Annotated in this window: 13 protein-coding genes; all 13 read left to right on the forward strand. The window is 56.3% G+C overall.

The genetic code is table 11. The features are described 5' to 3' along the window. Positions 1-16: 16 nt before the first annotated feature. The 13 genes from BST95_RS08575 (at position 17) to BST95_RS08635 (ending at position 14,728) form a co-directional block, all read left to right on the forward strand. Positions 17-481, forward strand: a complete 465-nt coding sequence (locus BST95_RS08575) for a pilus assembly FimT family protein (protein ID WP_084198914.1) — start codon at positions 17-19, stop codon at positions 479-481. After that, positions 471-848, forward strand: a complete 378-nt coding sequence (locus BST95_RS08580; protein ID WP_082850218.1) for a type IV pilus modification PilV family protein — start codon at positions 471-473, stop codon at positions 846-848. The genes BST95_RS08575 and BST95_RS08580 overlap by 11 nt, the downstream gene beginning before the upstream one ends. Continuing rightward, on the forward strand, positions 845-1,450 hold the full coding sequence (locus BST95_RS08585; RefSeq protein WP_084198915.1) for a prepilin-type N-terminal cleavage/methylation domain-containing protein: 606 nt from the start codon (positions 845-847) through the stop codon (positions 1,448-1,450). Before BST95_RS08580 ends, BST95_RS08585 begins: the two co-directional genes overlap by 4 nt. After that, complete coding sequence (locus BST95_RS08590) at positions 1,447-2,304, forward strand: type II secretion system minor pseudopilin (RefSeq protein ID WP_084198916.1); 858 nt, start codon at positions 1,447-1,449, stop codon at positions 2,302-2,304. The genes BST95_RS08585 and BST95_RS08590 overlap by 4 nt, the downstream gene beginning before the upstream one ends. A 13-nt stretch (positions 2,305-2,317) precedes the next feature. Beyond that, positions 2,318-3,328 carry a PilN domain-containing protein gene (locus BST95_RS08595; protein ID WP_084198917.1) on the forward strand — a complete coding sequence of 337 codons (1,011 nt, stop codon included), beginning with the start codon at positions 2,318-2,320 and terminating at the stop codon, positions 3,326-3,328. A gap of 11 nt (positions 3,329-3,339) precedes the next feature. Then, the gene (gspM, locus tag BST95_RS08600; RefSeq protein WP_169843887.1) at positions 3,340-3,897 is read left to right on the forward strand and encodes a type II secretion system protein GspM; all 558 of its coding nucleotides are present in this window, start codon (positions 3,340-3,342) and stop codon (positions 3,895-3,897) included. Continuing rightward, positions 3,894-4,598 carry a hypothetical protein gene (locus tag BST95_RS08605; protein ID WP_084198918.1) on the forward strand — a complete coding sequence of 235 codons (705 nt, stop codon included), beginning with the start codon at positions 3,894-3,896 and terminating at the stop codon, positions 4,596-4,598. The genes gspM and BST95_RS08605 overlap by 4 nt, the downstream gene beginning before the upstream one ends. Positions 4,599-4,627: 29 nt before the next feature. Further along, entirely contained in the window at positions 4,628-6,823 is a 2,196-nt protein-coding gene (gspD, locus tag BST95_RS08610; RefSeq protein WP_084198919.1) for a type II secretion system secretin GspD, read from the forward strand. Between the two features lie 254 nt (positions 6,824-7,077). Then, positions 7,078-7,518, forward strand: a complete 441-nt coding sequence (locus tag BST95_RS08615; RefSeq protein ID WP_084198920.1) for a hypothetical protein — start codon at positions 7,078-7,080, stop codon at positions 7,516-7,518. A 97-nt stretch (positions 7,519-7,615) separates the two neighbouring features. Next, the gene (locus BST95_RS08620; protein WP_084198921.1) at positions 7,616-9,121 is read left to right on the forward strand and encodes a hypothetical protein; all 1,506 of its coding nucleotides are present in this window, start codon (positions 7,616-7,618) and stop codon (positions 9,119-9,121) included. A gap of 85 nt (positions 9,122-9,206) precedes the next feature. Continuing rightward, positions 9,207-10,127 carry a peptidylprolyl isomerase gene (locus BST95_RS08625; protein ID WP_169843888.1) on the forward strand — a complete coding sequence of 307 codons (921 nt, stop codon included), beginning with the start codon at positions 9,207-9,209 and terminating at the stop codon, positions 10,125-10,127. A 2-nt stretch (positions 10,128-10,129) separates the two neighbouring features. Next, positions 10,130-11,050 carry a glycosyltransferase family 2 protein gene (locus BST95_RS08630; protein ID WP_205737358.1) on the forward strand — a complete coding sequence of 307 codons (921 nt, stop codon included), beginning with the start codon at positions 10,130-10,132 and terminating at the stop codon, positions 11,048-11,050. A gap of 69 nt (positions 11,051-11,119) precedes the next feature. Next, a complete protein-coding gene (locus BST95_RS08635; protein WP_084198923.1) occupies positions 11,120-14,728 on the forward strand; it encodes a glycosyltransferase in 3,609 nt (1,202 codons plus the stop codon).

Genomic DNA, 14,728 nt, shown 5'->3' on the forward strand with positions numbered 1-14,728 from the left:
CCGGCGCCTGGCGGGTATGAACCTCGCGACGAATCGCAATCCGGGCGCTGGTTTCACTATGGTGGAGCTGCTGGTGGCTATCGCCATCGTCGGCCTGCTCATGGCAGTGTCGGTACCTGCCACACTTAATTTCTACGAATCTGTTCAATATCGTCAGGCGGTGCGTGACGTCATCACCACGTTGGGTACCGCTCGCCAGCGCGCCCTCGATACCGGCCAGGCGCTGGATGTTGCGTTTGACCCGGAGCGGATGACCTTTGGCCTCGGCGATGACCAGCAACCGCTGCCCGAAGGCTTTAATCTCGGGGTATCTACCGCGGCCGAGGTCAATCGCAAGGGCATCGGCATTATCCGTTTCTATCCAGAAGGCAATTCCAGTGGCGGCGATGTCGTGCTTGAGTCGCCCACCGGGCGCGGCGTAAGAATCTCAGTGGACTGGCTGCTTGGTGGTGTGAGTCAGGAGACGTTTGATGCGCCCTGATGCACGCGGTTTTTCGCTGCTGGAAATGCTGGTGGCGATCGTCATTTTATCGCTGTCGTTGGGCGCACTTTATCAGGCCGCCACGGGCGCTACGCGCAATGTCCGTACTGCAGAACGCTATGCCTATGGGGTGGAGTTGGCGCGCTCGCTTTTGGCGCAAAATGCGCAGGTGCCCGCCAGTGGCGTCGGCGAAGCCGGTGAAACTGCGAGCGGATATCGCTGGGAAGTGAGTAGCGAATTGCGCGAGCAGGCGCGTGGTAGTCGGATGCGCGCTCAGCTTCATGATCTTAAGGTCGTTGTTACTTGGGCGGATGGCAGTAAGACTCGGCAAATTGTTCTCGATTCTGTGGTCGAGGCTTATCGATGACCACTTCACCGCACCGAGCAAAGGGTTTCACCCTGGTGGAAGTCATGGTGGCTATCAGCATTTTGTCGCTGGTGATGCTGGCCGTTGTGACTGGATTGCGCACGCTGGGAAATACCCAGGTAGCACTGGAGCGAAAGACGCAACGCGTCGATGAAATTCGTACGCTCAGCGGCTTTTTGCGCGATCTGATGGAGTCCGCCGTGGTGGGTGAAGAGAGAGGTGGCCTCACGCTGGGTGGTGGTGGTCGTGACTCAACTTATTTCCGCCTCCGTGATGGTGGCGTTGAATGGAAGTCGACCATTCTCTTTGGAGAGGCTTACGGCGGGTCACATGTTGTGCGACTGGCGCTTGAGGGCGACGAATTGGTCTTGCGTTGGGCAGAGCCGACTGAAACCGGCGATGCCCCCGATAAGTGGGATGAAAGCCCATCGCGAGGTTTGTTGGCTGGGGTAGAGGAATTTACTTTGGCTTTTCGCCCTGAATTCAAGGAGGACTGGGTTGATCGCTGGGACAAGGAAAACGTGGCCCCGGCACTGGTGAGGTTGAACATCAAGTCCGGCGGTCGATACTGGCCACCGCTGATCATGCAGGTGCAGCGATGAAAAGGCAGCAGGCGGGTGTCGCGCTGGCCTTGGTGGTCTGGTTTCTGGCGGGCATGTCCCTGCTGGTCGCAGGGATTGTGTCGATAGCAAGGGTGGATGCCGGCATGACCCAGTTACATCTGGCCCGAGCCAAGGCCGTCGCTGTAGGGGATGGGGCAATCTCTCTGGCAATGGTTGAACTTACCCAGAATCGCACGGGCAGCGCAATGCAACCGGTTGTGACGCAGAGCAGTCATTCGCTCGGCGATGTGCAGGTCAAGGTGCAGTTGATTCCCTCGAATGGTCTCGTCAACCTCAACAATGCACCGGATAAAATTCTCGCGGGGCTGTTCGCGATCGGCGGTGCGATTGACCCCGGCGATGCGCAAATACTGGCAGACAATGTGGTAAAGTGGCGCAAGCCAAAGGTGACTGGTCGTAATCTGCGCGTTGCCAGCGCAAAGCGTTTCTATGCGCCCGAAGATTTGCTGCGGGTAGACGGGGTTACACGTGGCCTACTGGATTCCATTCGAGATTATGTCGTGGTCGGGCCCTGGGCCTCTGGTGGGATAGATTGGAACTCCTCACCTGAGGCGATCATGGGCTTGCTTGATGATGTGAATCCAGGGCGCGCCAAAATGCTCCGGGACAGACGTGAAAATTTGGCACGAACGGACGGCGCAAACGCGGGTCTCAGGAGAGGTGGAGGAGTAGACTCTTACCGCGCAGACGCTCTGGTAGAGTATGGTGGTCGTACCTGGTTGCGGCGCCGCTGGATTAGTATGACTCCCGGCAATAAGTCGGCTCTGCCGTGGCGCGTGGTGCGTACCGAACCTCCCAGAGTGGTGGAGGCAGGGATACGGGATAGAGAATAAATGAGACGGATTGATGTTTGAGTCGGAACAGAATTGGGAACTGTTCGGCTACGATATGCGCAACGTGGGGCGGCATTTCAGTGCTGCCTGGCGAGATTTTCTATGGGCGTATGATTCTCCTGTAAGACACCGTTTGGATGAAGCGGTGCGCCTGCAGTCAGCAGATGGCGTGTCCTTCTATCAAGCCGGCGACGTCTGTGATGATGTGTCCGCCCAATGTAGCGCGGTACTGTTGCCCGACGACCTGGTGCTCGATCGGTTGCTGCGCATGCCGCTGGCCGTTGAGAGTGAGCTGCCGTCTGTCATCGCTCTCGAAGTCAACGCCAACAGCCCTTTCTCCGCCGACGATACCGCCTATGGGTGGCGTGTTGTGGGCCGTGACGAGCAGAATTTGCAGGTGGCTCTGGCGATTGTTTCCCGCAGTGCTGCCATGACTTATGTGGCTCAGCAATATGGCAGTCACGATCCTCACGCCCAGGAACTCTGGGTGAATAGCAACGGGGTTAAAGTGGTGATCGAAGGCTTTGGCGAAGGTAAGCGACTGGAGCGCTATCGTCGCCGGCTGTTGTGGGTCAGTGGTTTGCTCGGTGGCGCAGCACTGGTGTTTTTGTTGGCTATCGCGATATCGGCGGGTCTTAAGAATATCGAGCTGGGCGCTGTTCAGGAAATTGCCCAGACAACCCAGCGCGACACAGCCAATGCCTCGCAAATGCGCGCTGCCCTGGGGCAGGCCAACGAGGCTATTGCTGTTATCAATGAGTTGCAGATTGCCCATCCGAGTGCACATTTGGAGCTGGCGCGCTTAACTGCACTGGTCGGCGATGACGCCTATATTGAACGGTTTTCGATGAACGGGACGAATATTGATCTGCGGGGCCGGGCCGTCGATGCCTCGAGCCTCATGCAGTTGCTCACGGAGCAGGGCGTTTACCGCTCTGTATCAGCCGCCAGCCCTATTCGCCGCGCACCGGGCCAGGAAAAAGAGCAGTTCCACCTGAAAATCAGCATGGGAGAACCGGGTTAATGATTGCCTGGGTGAAAACACACCAACGCAGTGCGGCTATTTGTGGCGCAACTCTGCTGATTCCGGTACTTATCTACCTTAGCCTGGTTTTTGATGCCTGGGGACTTCGCGCCTCCTACCAGGAGGATATTGAGCGCCTGCAACCCCGCATCGCTCGCATGCAGGGCGTACAGGCTTTTGAGGGTGAACTCAGTGCATCGGCAGGAACCGTGCAGGATCAGATTTCCAGCCTCGTTTATCCGCCCACCATCGACGCTGCCTCAGCGGGCGCGTCACTGCAAAAAGATATTCGCCAATTGATGGCCACCGCCGGGCTGACCGTGAGCAATAGCCAGCTGCTGCCGGTGCGGGAAGAAGAAAAGTTTGATTACATCAGTCTGAAATTGACGGTGGCCGGAGAAATGCCTGCTTTTGATGCAGCGCTGGCTTCACTGATGGAATTCTCCCCGCGGGTGACGTTGGCGATGCTCGATACCTGGCCCACACGCCAGCGCCGTAGTAAGGGGGCGCCACAGGCTCAACAGGTGACGGCCACCATTGAACTGGTCGCGCTGAGGGCATTGCTATGATGTCTTTGCGACAGCGGTATTCGATTGCCCAGGAGCCCCTGCGCAGTGAGCGGCGTGCAGAGCTGGTATTGTTGGTCAGCGCGGCTATGCTGCTGCTGTTGTTGATCTGGGGTGGCTACCGAGCGGTGTCGCCAGCTCTGGCTGCGCCCATTCCGCCCTCCAGTGATTCACTGCTGGTGACTCCCGTCAGCGATGCTGGTGAACCGACACTTGAGCAACGTAAAGAAATTCAAGCCCGCCCCCTGTTCTGGGAGAGTCGGGCGCCGCTGGAACCGGTCGCTATTGAAGTGGTCGAGGAAGCACCGGTTGCCGCTCAGGCAAAGCCACTTAAGGGCGTAACGCTCAAGGGTGTCTTCGGCGCTGGCGAGGACGCTGGTATTATTGTTCTGGCCAAGGGCAAGAAACGCCGCCTGATGGTCGGTGACGATGTGAACGGATGGACACTGGATTCGGTAGAGCCGACCCAGGTACGCCTGGTTGACGGTGCCCGGGAGGCGGTTCTGGAGCTCAAGCGCGGCAAACTCGTGGCGCAGGTGACTGAATCTGCCGGAAACGGTGGTAACAAAAAGAACGCTGCATCCAAAGCAGGGACGCCCCCATCAGAAGGGCGGCGGCAGCGCGCCGCATCTGGCGGAAGCGCTGCGCGATCAAGCCTGGGACTGGGCGGTGGGGACCGCGACAGACAGGGCGATAAGAAGTGAAACAGACTAAAAATCAAAGGCCTATAGGGATGAAAACAGTGAGATATTCTTTGTCGATGTTGCTGGTACTGGCGCTAGCCAGTTGTGCAACCCTCGATGAAAGTGCGGATACAGAGAGCGCTTCGGCGCCTTCGTCCGCCGAGCCCCAATTGGCCACAACGGCCGAGGATCTTGCCGAAGCCGCGGAACTGGGAGAGCAGGAATCCAGCGAAGAAAGAGAAGCGGTCGTCTACAAGGGTACCGATCGAGTGGTCAGGCTGCCTGCCAAGGAGGAGGCAGTGCGCTTCCTGGGCGACGATGTCAGCTTGAATTTCGAGCAGGCTCCGCTTTCCGAGGTTACCCATGCCATCATGGGCGATATCCTCAAACTCGACTACGTCGTGGATCACCAGATCCAGGGGCAGGTGACCCTGCGCACGCGCACGCCGATTCCCCGCGACCAGTTGCTGAATGTGCTGGAATCGCTACTCAAGGCGAACAACACGATCATGATACGGGACAGCGACGGCCGCTATCTCGTCACGGGTGTTGGGCGTGGTACCAAACTCAATCCCACTGTCTCGAATGCAGGCAACAGCGCAGCCGGCTACTCCACCATTATCGTGCCGCTGCGCTATATCAGTGCCAATAATATGGCGGAAATCCTGCGCCCGGTCGCGGAAGAATCTGCTTTTGTGCGGATCGATACCAGCCGCAATCTGCTGATGCTGGCAGGTACGCGCAGTCAGCTGGATGGCTGGCTAGATATCGTCAGCACCTTTGATGTCGATCAGCTGCAGGGCATGTCAGTGGGTCTCTTCCCGCTGGAGAACTCCAGCGTAGAGGAGGTTAATACGGCCCTGGAGACCCTGCTGTCCAGCGAGGGTAGTAACCTCAAGGATCTGATTCGTGTGGTGCCGGTGGAGCGCCTCAACAGTATTCTGATTGTGACGCCGCGCTCCCACTATCTCGATACTGTACAGGAGTGGATCAAGCGCCTGGATGAGGCTCACTATTCAGAGCTTTCCCAGCGATTGTTCGTTTACCCCGTTCAGAACACCACGGCCAGCCGCCTTGCTGACCTGATCAATAGCCTCTACATGGGCCAGAGCAGCCCTCGTCAAAACAACCAAGGGGTGGGTGATGCCGGTGGCGTTGCACCTGGGCTGACGTCCGAGAATCTCGGTTCTACCCGCAGTGGCAGCCTCTCAAATAGCAGTTTCCGTACCCGCAGCAGTACGCGCAATACGGGTAGGAGTGCAGCCGCGACGACCTCCAGTTCCAGTATCTCCATGGACGCCGGTGGCGGTCTGGGCGGCGCAGAGATGGTTGGCGATGTGCGCGTCGTCGCCGATGAAGAAAACAACTCCTTGATGATATTCGCTACTGCGATGCAGTACCGGATTATCGAAGCCGCGCTCAAACAACTGGATGTAGTGGCGACTCAAGTCATGATTGAGGCAAGCATCGTTGAGGTCACCCTCACTGACGAGCTCAGCTATGGCCTGGAATGGAATTTTAAGAACAGCCTTGGCAGTGATTACAGTGGCACTGGCTTTCTCTCAAGTATTGAGGGGGCAAATTCGCCAGCCTCGATTGTTCCTGGTTTTTCATACACCATCACAAATAGTGCCGCGCAGGTGAGTGCAGTGCTTAACGCCCTGGCGAAGGAAAGTCTGCTAAATATCATTTCCACGCCATCAGTGATGGTGCTGGATAACCACGAGGCCTATATTCACGTGGGCCAGCAGGTGCCGATTATTGATTCCCAGACAGAGTCGTTGGCCACCGATAATGACCGCGTAACCCAGTCGATATCCTATCGCGACACGGGTGTGAAGCTCACAGTAAAACCGTCGGTCAATGCCGGTGGTCTGGTAACGATGGATGTAGAGCAGTCTGTTACTGATGTCGGCCCGATTGACGATGCCTCCGGCCAGCGCCGCTTTCTGGAGCGCAATATACAGAGCCGGGTCGCTGTCCGCTCCGGTGAGCCAGTGGTGCTGGGTGGGCTGATCCGTGAAAACTCCGGGACGGCGTCGCAAGGTGTTCCATTTCTACATAGCATACCCGTAGTGGGTAGCCTGTTCGGCACCGACACCGACACCACAGACCGTACCGAGCTGCTCGTGATTATCACCCCGAAGGCAATCTACAACGAATCCGAGCTGCGCGACGTCAGCAAAGAGCTTCGTTCGCGGATCCGTAATCTGGATCTCATTGAACCCGAAACCGGGCCGCTGTAAGGCCCTAGAAGATAAATTGGTATTTTTTTACACATCGGCGATTATCGCGCTCATGCGGCGATGATCGCCACCGGTTCTTCGGCCTTCCTCACTCGTTTGCGGTGGACGAAAGCCGCGGTTGATCCGCACCGATTCACGTCTCTGCCCCATAACTGTGCACGGTCAGCCTTTGGTGAGCACTGCTCACATATCAATTTTTTATTTCATCGCGTATAATCGCGCCCCTTTCCACTTAAATGATCAAGAAAAACAGTATGTTAGCCAAAATTATGCGGCCCCTGATGCTGCTGCTTCCCGCCTTTTTAGTGGCCTGTGATCAGCCCATTGAAGAGTCAACGGAACTCACTGATGCGCAGCGTAATGCGCTTGAACTTCGTGTCGAAGAACGGTGGCGAGCCAGGATTGCTCACGACTGGGAAAAGGCCTGGGAATACACCTCGCCCGCTTACCGAGAAGTTTTTCCTAAACACCTGTATGTAAAAAAGTTTTCATATACGGCTAACTGGGAGTTGACAGGTTTGGAAGTCACCAATTATGATCCCTCTGCAGCTGTGGCAAGTGTGGTGGTGCGGGTCATGTCCTCACCTACCAAACAAACCTCTGCAGCGGCTAAAGCGATTGGTGCGATGCCACGCGAACTGCACGAAAGGTGGATCCTTGTCGACGGTGAGTGGTGGTTTAGTGCCAATTATTAGCTGTTTATGTAAGTTGACAGCTGGCTGCAGCTAGCAATAATAGCGCTAGCAACTTTTACTTTAGGTTGTAAACAAGACTAAACATTAGGAGTCTCCTATGAACGCAAACTTTAAGCCTCTCGGCCTCGCTGCTGCAGTTGCAACTGCAACCGCTGGCTACGCAGGTGTTGCGAATGCACAGTCCTACGCATCTGCGACTGAGCTTGGCGACCTGGCTATCGTTCCTTACTACACAGTACTGGAAGGCTATGCCACCGGCGTAAATATCATCAACACTGCTAACCAGACCCAGGTCATCAAGTTCCGCTTCCGTCGCGCGACTGATTCCATGGACGCTCTGGACTTTAACGTTGTACTGTCTCCTTACGACATGTACACCGGCTTCCTGTCCGCTGCTGGCGACGATATCACCTGGACGTCTAACGACAACAGCTGTACCGTGCCTGCGATGAACGGCAACACTTTCACAATGCCTGGCATCTACCGTGCAGACGCCGACACTGGTTACATCGAAATCATCTCCATGGGTTCTCCCGAAGATGAAGACATGAACCTGGCTGTCAACGCCCTGCACGATAGCGACGGCATTCCCGAAGACTGCGACGCGGTTCGCGAAAACTTCTTCGACATGGAAGGTGAGGACTACGGTAACGTTAACCACTTCACCACGATGGATAACTCCACTCCTAGCGCCACCAACGATCCTGTAACGACCTACGTAGCGTCTCCCGACTCTTTGAAGGTTTCATACTTCATTAAGTCAGATGAGACTGGTGTTGAATTCGGCGACAACGCTGTACACGTTGCTGGCTTCCTTGACACCCCTGCTATGACCAACCAGGAAAAAGGTATCTTCTCCGGCGACCTGTCCGGCTTTGACTACCCCGACCTGAACGGTGGTGTACCGCTGACTGATCCCGCGAGCCGTGGCAAGTACAACGAACTACGTGGCATCCTGGCTGCAGAGCAGCTGATCAACGACTGGTCCAAGAACTCTGCTGGCGACTTCACCGTCGACACTGACTGGGTTATCACTTACCCCGGCCAGTACGCCATGCTGTCTCTGCCGACTTACCTGACTAGCCTGGTTGACGAAGACGTTGACTGTAAGCGTACGTCTGACCTAACTCTGGGTACCGCGGCTCCTTGTGACTTCCGTGACATCCCCATGACCGCTGCTATCACTGTTTACGATCGTGAAGAGCAGGGCATCGTGGTTGAAGATGGCGAGCTGGTAGTTTCTCCTCAGCCTCCCATCGACACTCCAACTCTCGAACTGCCTTACGAGGTTAACGTAATCCAGTGGGGCGAGACTCCTGTACTGAACGCTCCCGTAGCGATCACTGGCCTGGCGACTCCTCCCGGTGCAGTCTTTGGTTGGGCGTCTCTTGAGACTGAGCCTGCTGATGGCATGCTGATGGTGTGTGATTGGAATTTGGCTGCATTTGCACCTGGTTCCACCGAAGATCCCTACACTTGTGGAGCCGCTGAAGGCGACGCTGCAGTTGTTGGTTTCGTAGCTTGGCAGCGTGCTTTCGCTTCCCTGCCTGCTGCAAACTACGGCCGCATCGTAGAGCACAGCCGCGTACAGTCCGCCAGCTAAGCTGTAGGCTATTCGCTTCAAAAGCCGACGCCTTCGGGTGTCGGCTTTTTTGTACCCCCCTTTTATGAAACAGATTGGTTTAACAATGAAATTACTCAAGATAACAGTCCTGCAGCTGCTTGTTCTTCTGTCCGCAACCGCATCGGCCTCTCCCCAGCAAGACAACCCGGTTGCGGTACAGGACGGTGATGTGGTGATCACAGAACAGGAATTGGCGTATCTTGTGACGACATGGACAGGCCAAATGCGCAGCGTCGCCGCTGAGGATGAAGGCGATCGCCTGGAGCTGCTGAATTTGATGATGGCCAACAAGCGCGTTGCCGCTGAGGCGGATGAACTCGTGAGCGATAACCCCGAGCTGTACTATCAATACCAGCATGCGCTTGAGGGCTTCAAGCGTGACTTTGTACTGCGGACCTACAAAGACAGCATCGAGAGTCCAGATTTTACCGATCTGGCTAGAGAGCAGTACGTCGTTAATAAAAACAAATATGCGGTTGTTCCAGAAACCCGACTATCGTCTCATATCCTTTTTGAGGTTCGGCCTGGAACATCTGCTGACATCCGCAATGTGGTCAGGGAAGAAGCTCAGGCCGTACTCGATGAACTGCGTGCTGGCGCCGATTTTGAAGAGATGGTGACGCTTCATTCTGACGAGCCCGGTGCCTCACAGCGAAAGGGCAAGTTCGACCGCTGGATTCGGTACGGTGACGCAGGTGTGAGTGCCCCTTACGTGGAAGGATTGTTCGCAATTCAGGGCGTGGGTGTCTATTCTGACCTGGTTCAAACCCAGTTTGGCCTGCACATCATTCGCCTCGACGGTATTCAGGAAAAAAGCTACAAGCCTTTTGAAGAGGTTGCTGGCAAAATCGTGACTGATCTCCAAAACGAATTCATCAAGCTCTCTATGAAGGACTTTGTTACCAAATTTAATTTTAGTGACGATGTCATGATTGACGAAGAGGTCGTCACTCGCGTTCTGGCGCCTTACCAACCACAGCAGTGATCTTGGAGCTGCCTCGCCTTGCCGTCCTTCTATGTACTTACAATGGGGGGCGGTATCTGGCGGAGCAACTGCACTCCATAGCAATCCCGGACAGTTACTCCGGTGCTGTCTTTGCGTCGGACGATGCTTCCACCGATAACACACTTGAGGTGCTGGAGCGCTATGCCAGAGGTTCCTTGCTGCCGCTCGAGGTGAGGGCAGGGCCAAGACGCGGGCACGCAGCCAACTTTCTATCGCTGGTATGCGCGCCCGGCATTGATGCTGACTACTTTGCCTACGCCGACCAGGATGACCTTTGGGACAGTGACAAACTGGCCCGGGCGCTCGAGCATCTCTCCCGGCTGGACGCGCGAGAACCCGCGCTCTACTGCGGTCGCACCAGGACGGTTTCGGAGAGAGGTGATATTGAGGGGAATAGTCCGCTATTCACGCGTCCGCCGTCCTTTGCCAATGCGCTGATCCACAATATCGGTGGCGGCAACACTATGGTCTTTAACAGGGCTGCTCATGAACTGCTGCAGCGCGCTGGTGTGGTCGACGTGGTAAGCCACGACTGGTGGACCTATCTGCTGGTGGCCGGTGCTGGTGGCAAGGTTATCTACGATCCGTCGCCGTCTCTTTCCTATCGACAGCACAGCGCCAATTCTATTGGTGCCAATACGGGCATGCTCAACCGCAGCCAACGCTACCTCTGCTTTCTCTCAGGCCGCAATCGAGGATGGAATGCGCGCAATCTGCAAGCGCTTTCGTCTGTCAGGGGCTTGCTTACCGATGAAAATCAACGCCTTTTAGAGGTCTACACTGAGATGCGTGAAGGTGGAGTGCTCAGTCGAATGAAGGCATTGCGCAGCGGTGGGTTCTATGCCCAAACCAGTTGGGGTAATTTTGGGCTTCTTGCCGCCACTTTGTTAAAGAAAATCTAAGCAGTTTGCGTATAATGCGTGGGCATAACTAATGGTTAATTCCCGCTCTTTGTCCTAGTTTCTGAATATATGTCCAACCCAGAAAAGCTGATTGTGGTGCTGGGCGCGCACCGCTCTGGTACGTCGCTCTGTGCAGCTGCGATAGAATCCCTAGGCGCGAGTGCCTGCCTGGGTGAGCACTATGCCAATGCTGAGAACAGCAAAGGTTTTTTCGAACACCCCGATATCGTTGCTTTTAATGACCGGCTGCTCAATCACCTGGGGGGGAGCTGGGACAATCCCTTGTTCGAGGGCAGTGAGGCTATCGCCGCTGCCAGGCTCGATGACTGGGCTGAGGAAGCCAGGGCGTTGTTTACTGAGATTTACGGCGCGGCTGAGGCTGTCGTTCTCAAAGACCCCCGTATTTGCCAGCTGCTGGATTTCTGGAAACCGGTGTTCATTGCAGCTGGCGTTGCCCCGGAAAATACCTTCTACGTTCATACGCTGCGCGACCCGGTTGAAGTCGCGCTTTCGCAGCGTAGCCGGGCACAGTCGAATCTGGACTTCTATGAATTCGGCCGAGAACTGGCCGAGGGCGCTGCACTGTGGCTTGCGCTAACGGCCCAGGCGATGGCGGCTACCCGCGAAGACGCGGTTCATTATGTGTCTTACGCGGGGCTTATGACGAGCCCTGACGAAGTGCTGCAAGGGCTGGCGGCCTTCACCGGCTTGCAGGCGGATTCCGACAGCGTCCGCGACTACTGTGAAGGGTTTGTCGACAGCGCGTTGTATCGCAGCAGCGCCAGTGACGATGCTCGCGAGCAGGTTCGCGCAACGCTTCCCCAGGTGCTTGCATACGAATCAACTCTGCATCCGGTTCTCGATACGGGTAAGCATGCCCCGGCATTGGTAGATGCCTGCCTTGCAATCGCCAGCGATTCGCAAACCCGGGCGGCGATGGTGGCAGCGGTCAGCCCTGCACTGTCGCGATTAAGCGAGGCATGTAGAGACGACAGGCTGGAGCGCAGGCGCGGTGAGGAAGTCATCGCCGACCTTGAAGCGCAGGCACGCGAATTGAATGACAATACGGAGCGTATGCGCCTTGACCACCAGGCAGTGCTGGAGCCGCTGGAGGTGGAGGTAAAGAGCCTGCAGGATGGCACCCGCCAGCTCAAGTCACAATTGAGCGAGCAGCGCACTGAAATTACCCGGGTTAACCAGGTTGCCGAGGAGCACTGGGCGAACATAGGCAAATTGGAGACGACCCTGGAAGAGAGCAGGGCGGAATGGTCAGGCAAGGTCGAAGAGTGGTCGCGCAAGGCCGATGAGCTGGGGAACGAGATCACCGTATTGGGTGAAGAGCGTGACTACCTCGGTGAACGCATTCACGAGATGGAACACTCCAGCTCCTGGCGTTTGACCCGCCCGTTGCGGAGCGCGAGTTTCCGCATTCAGCGCCTGAGGGCCTGGAGCGCCAGTCAATGGGTGCAGTTCCGATTAAAAGCTATCCTGATCTATCACCGCATGAGTCTGCGTTATCCGGCGCTGGCCTGGACTATTCGTCGTCTGGTAAGGCCGTTCTTCCGGCTGGCCAATCGCTTGACCAAGGTGGAAGCGCGTGACATGCACACGTCTGCGAGTCCTGGTTTGCTAACCCCTATGCGCTACCAGCAGCAGGAGCAGAGTGAAGGATATGCGCCGCTGGTATCTGTGATTGTGCCCAACTTTAATCACGCGCCGTACTTGCCGCTGCGGTTAGAGTCCATTTTCTCCCAGTCATACGAAAACTTTGAGGTCATTCTGCTGGACGACGCCTCCAGCGATGACAGTGCCAGAGTGCTGCGGGAATTTCACGATCGCTATCCCGATAAATCCACGCTGGTCATCAACGAGCAGAACTCTGGCGGTGTATTCCACCAGTGGGAGCGCGGGCTTAATCTGGCCAAAGGCGACATCGTCTGGATAGCGGAAAGTGACGACTGGTGTACTGAGAATTTTCTCGAAACGCTGGTGCCGTATTTCGAAAACGAGGCCATTACCCTGGCCTATGCGCGCACCGTGTTTATGGACGGTGACGGTGAAAGACAGATCTGGTCGATCAACGAGTACCTGCACGATATCGATCCGCAGCGCTGGAACGCGCCGATTATCGAAACAGGGCCGGCTATTGTGCGTGAGGCCTTTGCAGTTAAGAACATCGTGCCAAATGTTAGCTCGGCATTGTTCCGTACTCCGCGGCAGTTGGAAATTCTCGACGATCCCGAGTGGCGGAAAATGCGCACCTGCGGCGACTGGGTACTGTACCTGCACCTGATGCGTGGCGGGATGCTGGCCTATTCCCCGGAGGCCTGTAATTACTATCGGATTCACGGGCAGAATACGTCGGTCAGCTCCTATTCACAGGACGCTTTCTATCGTGAGCATGAGCTGGTCGCCAAGACTGTGCAGCGCTATTTCGATGTCCCGGCCAGCGTGTTTGAGCAGTTGCGTGACAATCTCGAGATTCACTGGCGCGAAACACGCGGTGATTATAGTGATGAGGCTCTGGAGAACTGCTACAGCCTGGCCCGCATAGCGTCCGAGGCCGAGCAGAGAGCGCCCAACCTGCTAATGGCATCCTATGCGTTCTGCTCGGGTGGTGGAGAAACCTTCCCGGTTAGTCTGGCGAATATCATGAAGCGGTATGGATATAACGTGACCTACCTGGACTGCGCCCGTGAACCGCGGATGGAGGGTGTGTACGGTAAGCTTCGCAAGGATATTCCCATCGTATCCGACTTCGGCCAGCTGGAGCGGATTATTGAGGATTTCGACATCGATCTGGTGCACTCACACCATGCCTGGATGGATAGCACGATTCTCGATTTGCTGCCGGAAGATGTAGATTGCAAGACCGTGGTGACCTTGCACGGCATGTACGAGACTATTAACGAATATGACCTGAGGCCCATTCTTCCGCGCCTGGTCAAGCGCAGTGCGCGCTTGATATATGTTGCCGAGAAGAACCTGGAGGCGATTAATAGCCACGGTCTGCTGCAGTACGCGCGTACCAGCTGTATCGACAACGCCCTGGAGCTTGAAAACTTCGAGCCGCTGAGCCGCGAGATGCTCGGGCTGCCCGAAGACGCGTTTGTCTTTACGCTCGTCAGCCGGGCTATGGCGGAAAAGGGCTGGGCTGAGGCTATTGCCGCCACCGGCGTCGCGCGCGAGCAAAGCGGTCGTGATATCCATCTATTGCTGGTGGGTGACGGCCCTGAATACGATCGTCTTGCGACCAGTGAGCTGCCAGACTACGTGCACCTGGAAGGTTTTCAGCGCAATGTGCGCGGCTACTTTGCCGTGGCCGATGTGGGCTTTCTGCCGTCGAAGTTCCGCGGTGAGAGTTTCCCTCTGGTGATTATTGAATGCCTGCAGACAGGCGTGCCTTATCTGGCCACTGATCTGGGTGAAATTTCGCGTATGCTGGACAGCAGTCAGGGGCCAGCGGGTGCGGTGGTCCCCCTGGATGACCACGAAATTGATATCGCTCGTCTGGCAAGTGAAATGGCGCGCCTGGCGGGAGATGCTGACTATTACGCTTCACTGCATGCAGCGGTACCTGCTGCGGCCGAAAAATTTGATCCTGCGGTACTGGCCGAAAAACATGACGAGGCCTATCGTCTCGCGCTGCTCGAGCCAGGATTACACGCAACCGTATAG

The organism is Halioglobus japonicus (assembly GCF_001983995.1).
GTDB classification, from domain to species: Bacteria; Pseudomonadota; Gammaproteobacteria; order Pseudomonadales; family Halieaceae; genus Halioglobus; species Halioglobus japonicus.

What these genes read in the sequence shown, in the direction of transcription:
- BST95_RS08575 (WP_084198914.1), top strand. Translation starts at nt 17, where the DNA reads ATGAACCTCGCGACGAATCGCAATCCGGGCGCTGGTTTCACTATGGTG.
- BST95_RS08580 (WP_082850218.1), top strand. Translation starts at nt 471, where the DNA reads ATGCGCCCTGATGCACGCGGTTTTTCGCTGCTGGAAATGCTGGTGGCG.
- BST95_RS08585 (WP_084198915.1), top strand. Translation starts at nt 845, where the DNA reads ATGACCACTTCACCGCACCGAGCAAAGGGTTTCACCCTGGTGGAAGTC.
- BST95_RS08590 (WP_084198916.1), top strand. Translation starts at nt 1,447, where the DNA reads ATGAAAAGGCAGCAGGCGGGTGTCGCGCTGGCCTTGGTGGTCTGGTTT.
- BST95_RS08595 (WP_084198917.1), top strand. Translation starts at nt 2,318, where the DNA reads ATGTTTGAGTCGGAACAGAATTGGGAACTGTTCGGCTACGATATGCGC.
- BST95_RS08605 (WP_084198918.1), top strand. Translation starts at nt 3,894, where the DNA reads ATGATGTCTTTGCGACAGCGGTATTCGATTGCCCAGGAGCCCCTGCGC.
- gspD (WP_084198919.1), top strand. Translation starts at nt 4,628, where the DNA reads ATGAAAACAGTGAGATATTCTTTGTCGATGTTGCTGGTACTGGCGCTA.
- BST95_RS08615 (WP_084198920.1), top strand. Translation starts at nt 7,078, where the DNA reads ATGTTAGCCAAAATTATGCGGCCCCTGATGCTGCTGCTTCCCGCCTTT.
- BST95_RS08620 (WP_084198921.1), top strand. Translation starts at nt 7,616, where the DNA reads ATGAACGCAAACTTTAAGCCTCTCGGCCTCGCTGCTGCAGTTGCAACT.
- BST95_RS08625 (WP_169843888.1), top strand. Translation starts at nt 9,207, where the DNA reads ATGAAATTACTCAAGATAACAGTCCTGCAGCTGCTTGTTCTTCTGTCC.
- BST95_RS08635 (WP_084198923.1), top strand. Translation starts at nt 11,120, where the DNA reads ATGTCCAACCCAGAAAAGCTGATTGTGGTGCTGGGCGCGCACCGCTCT.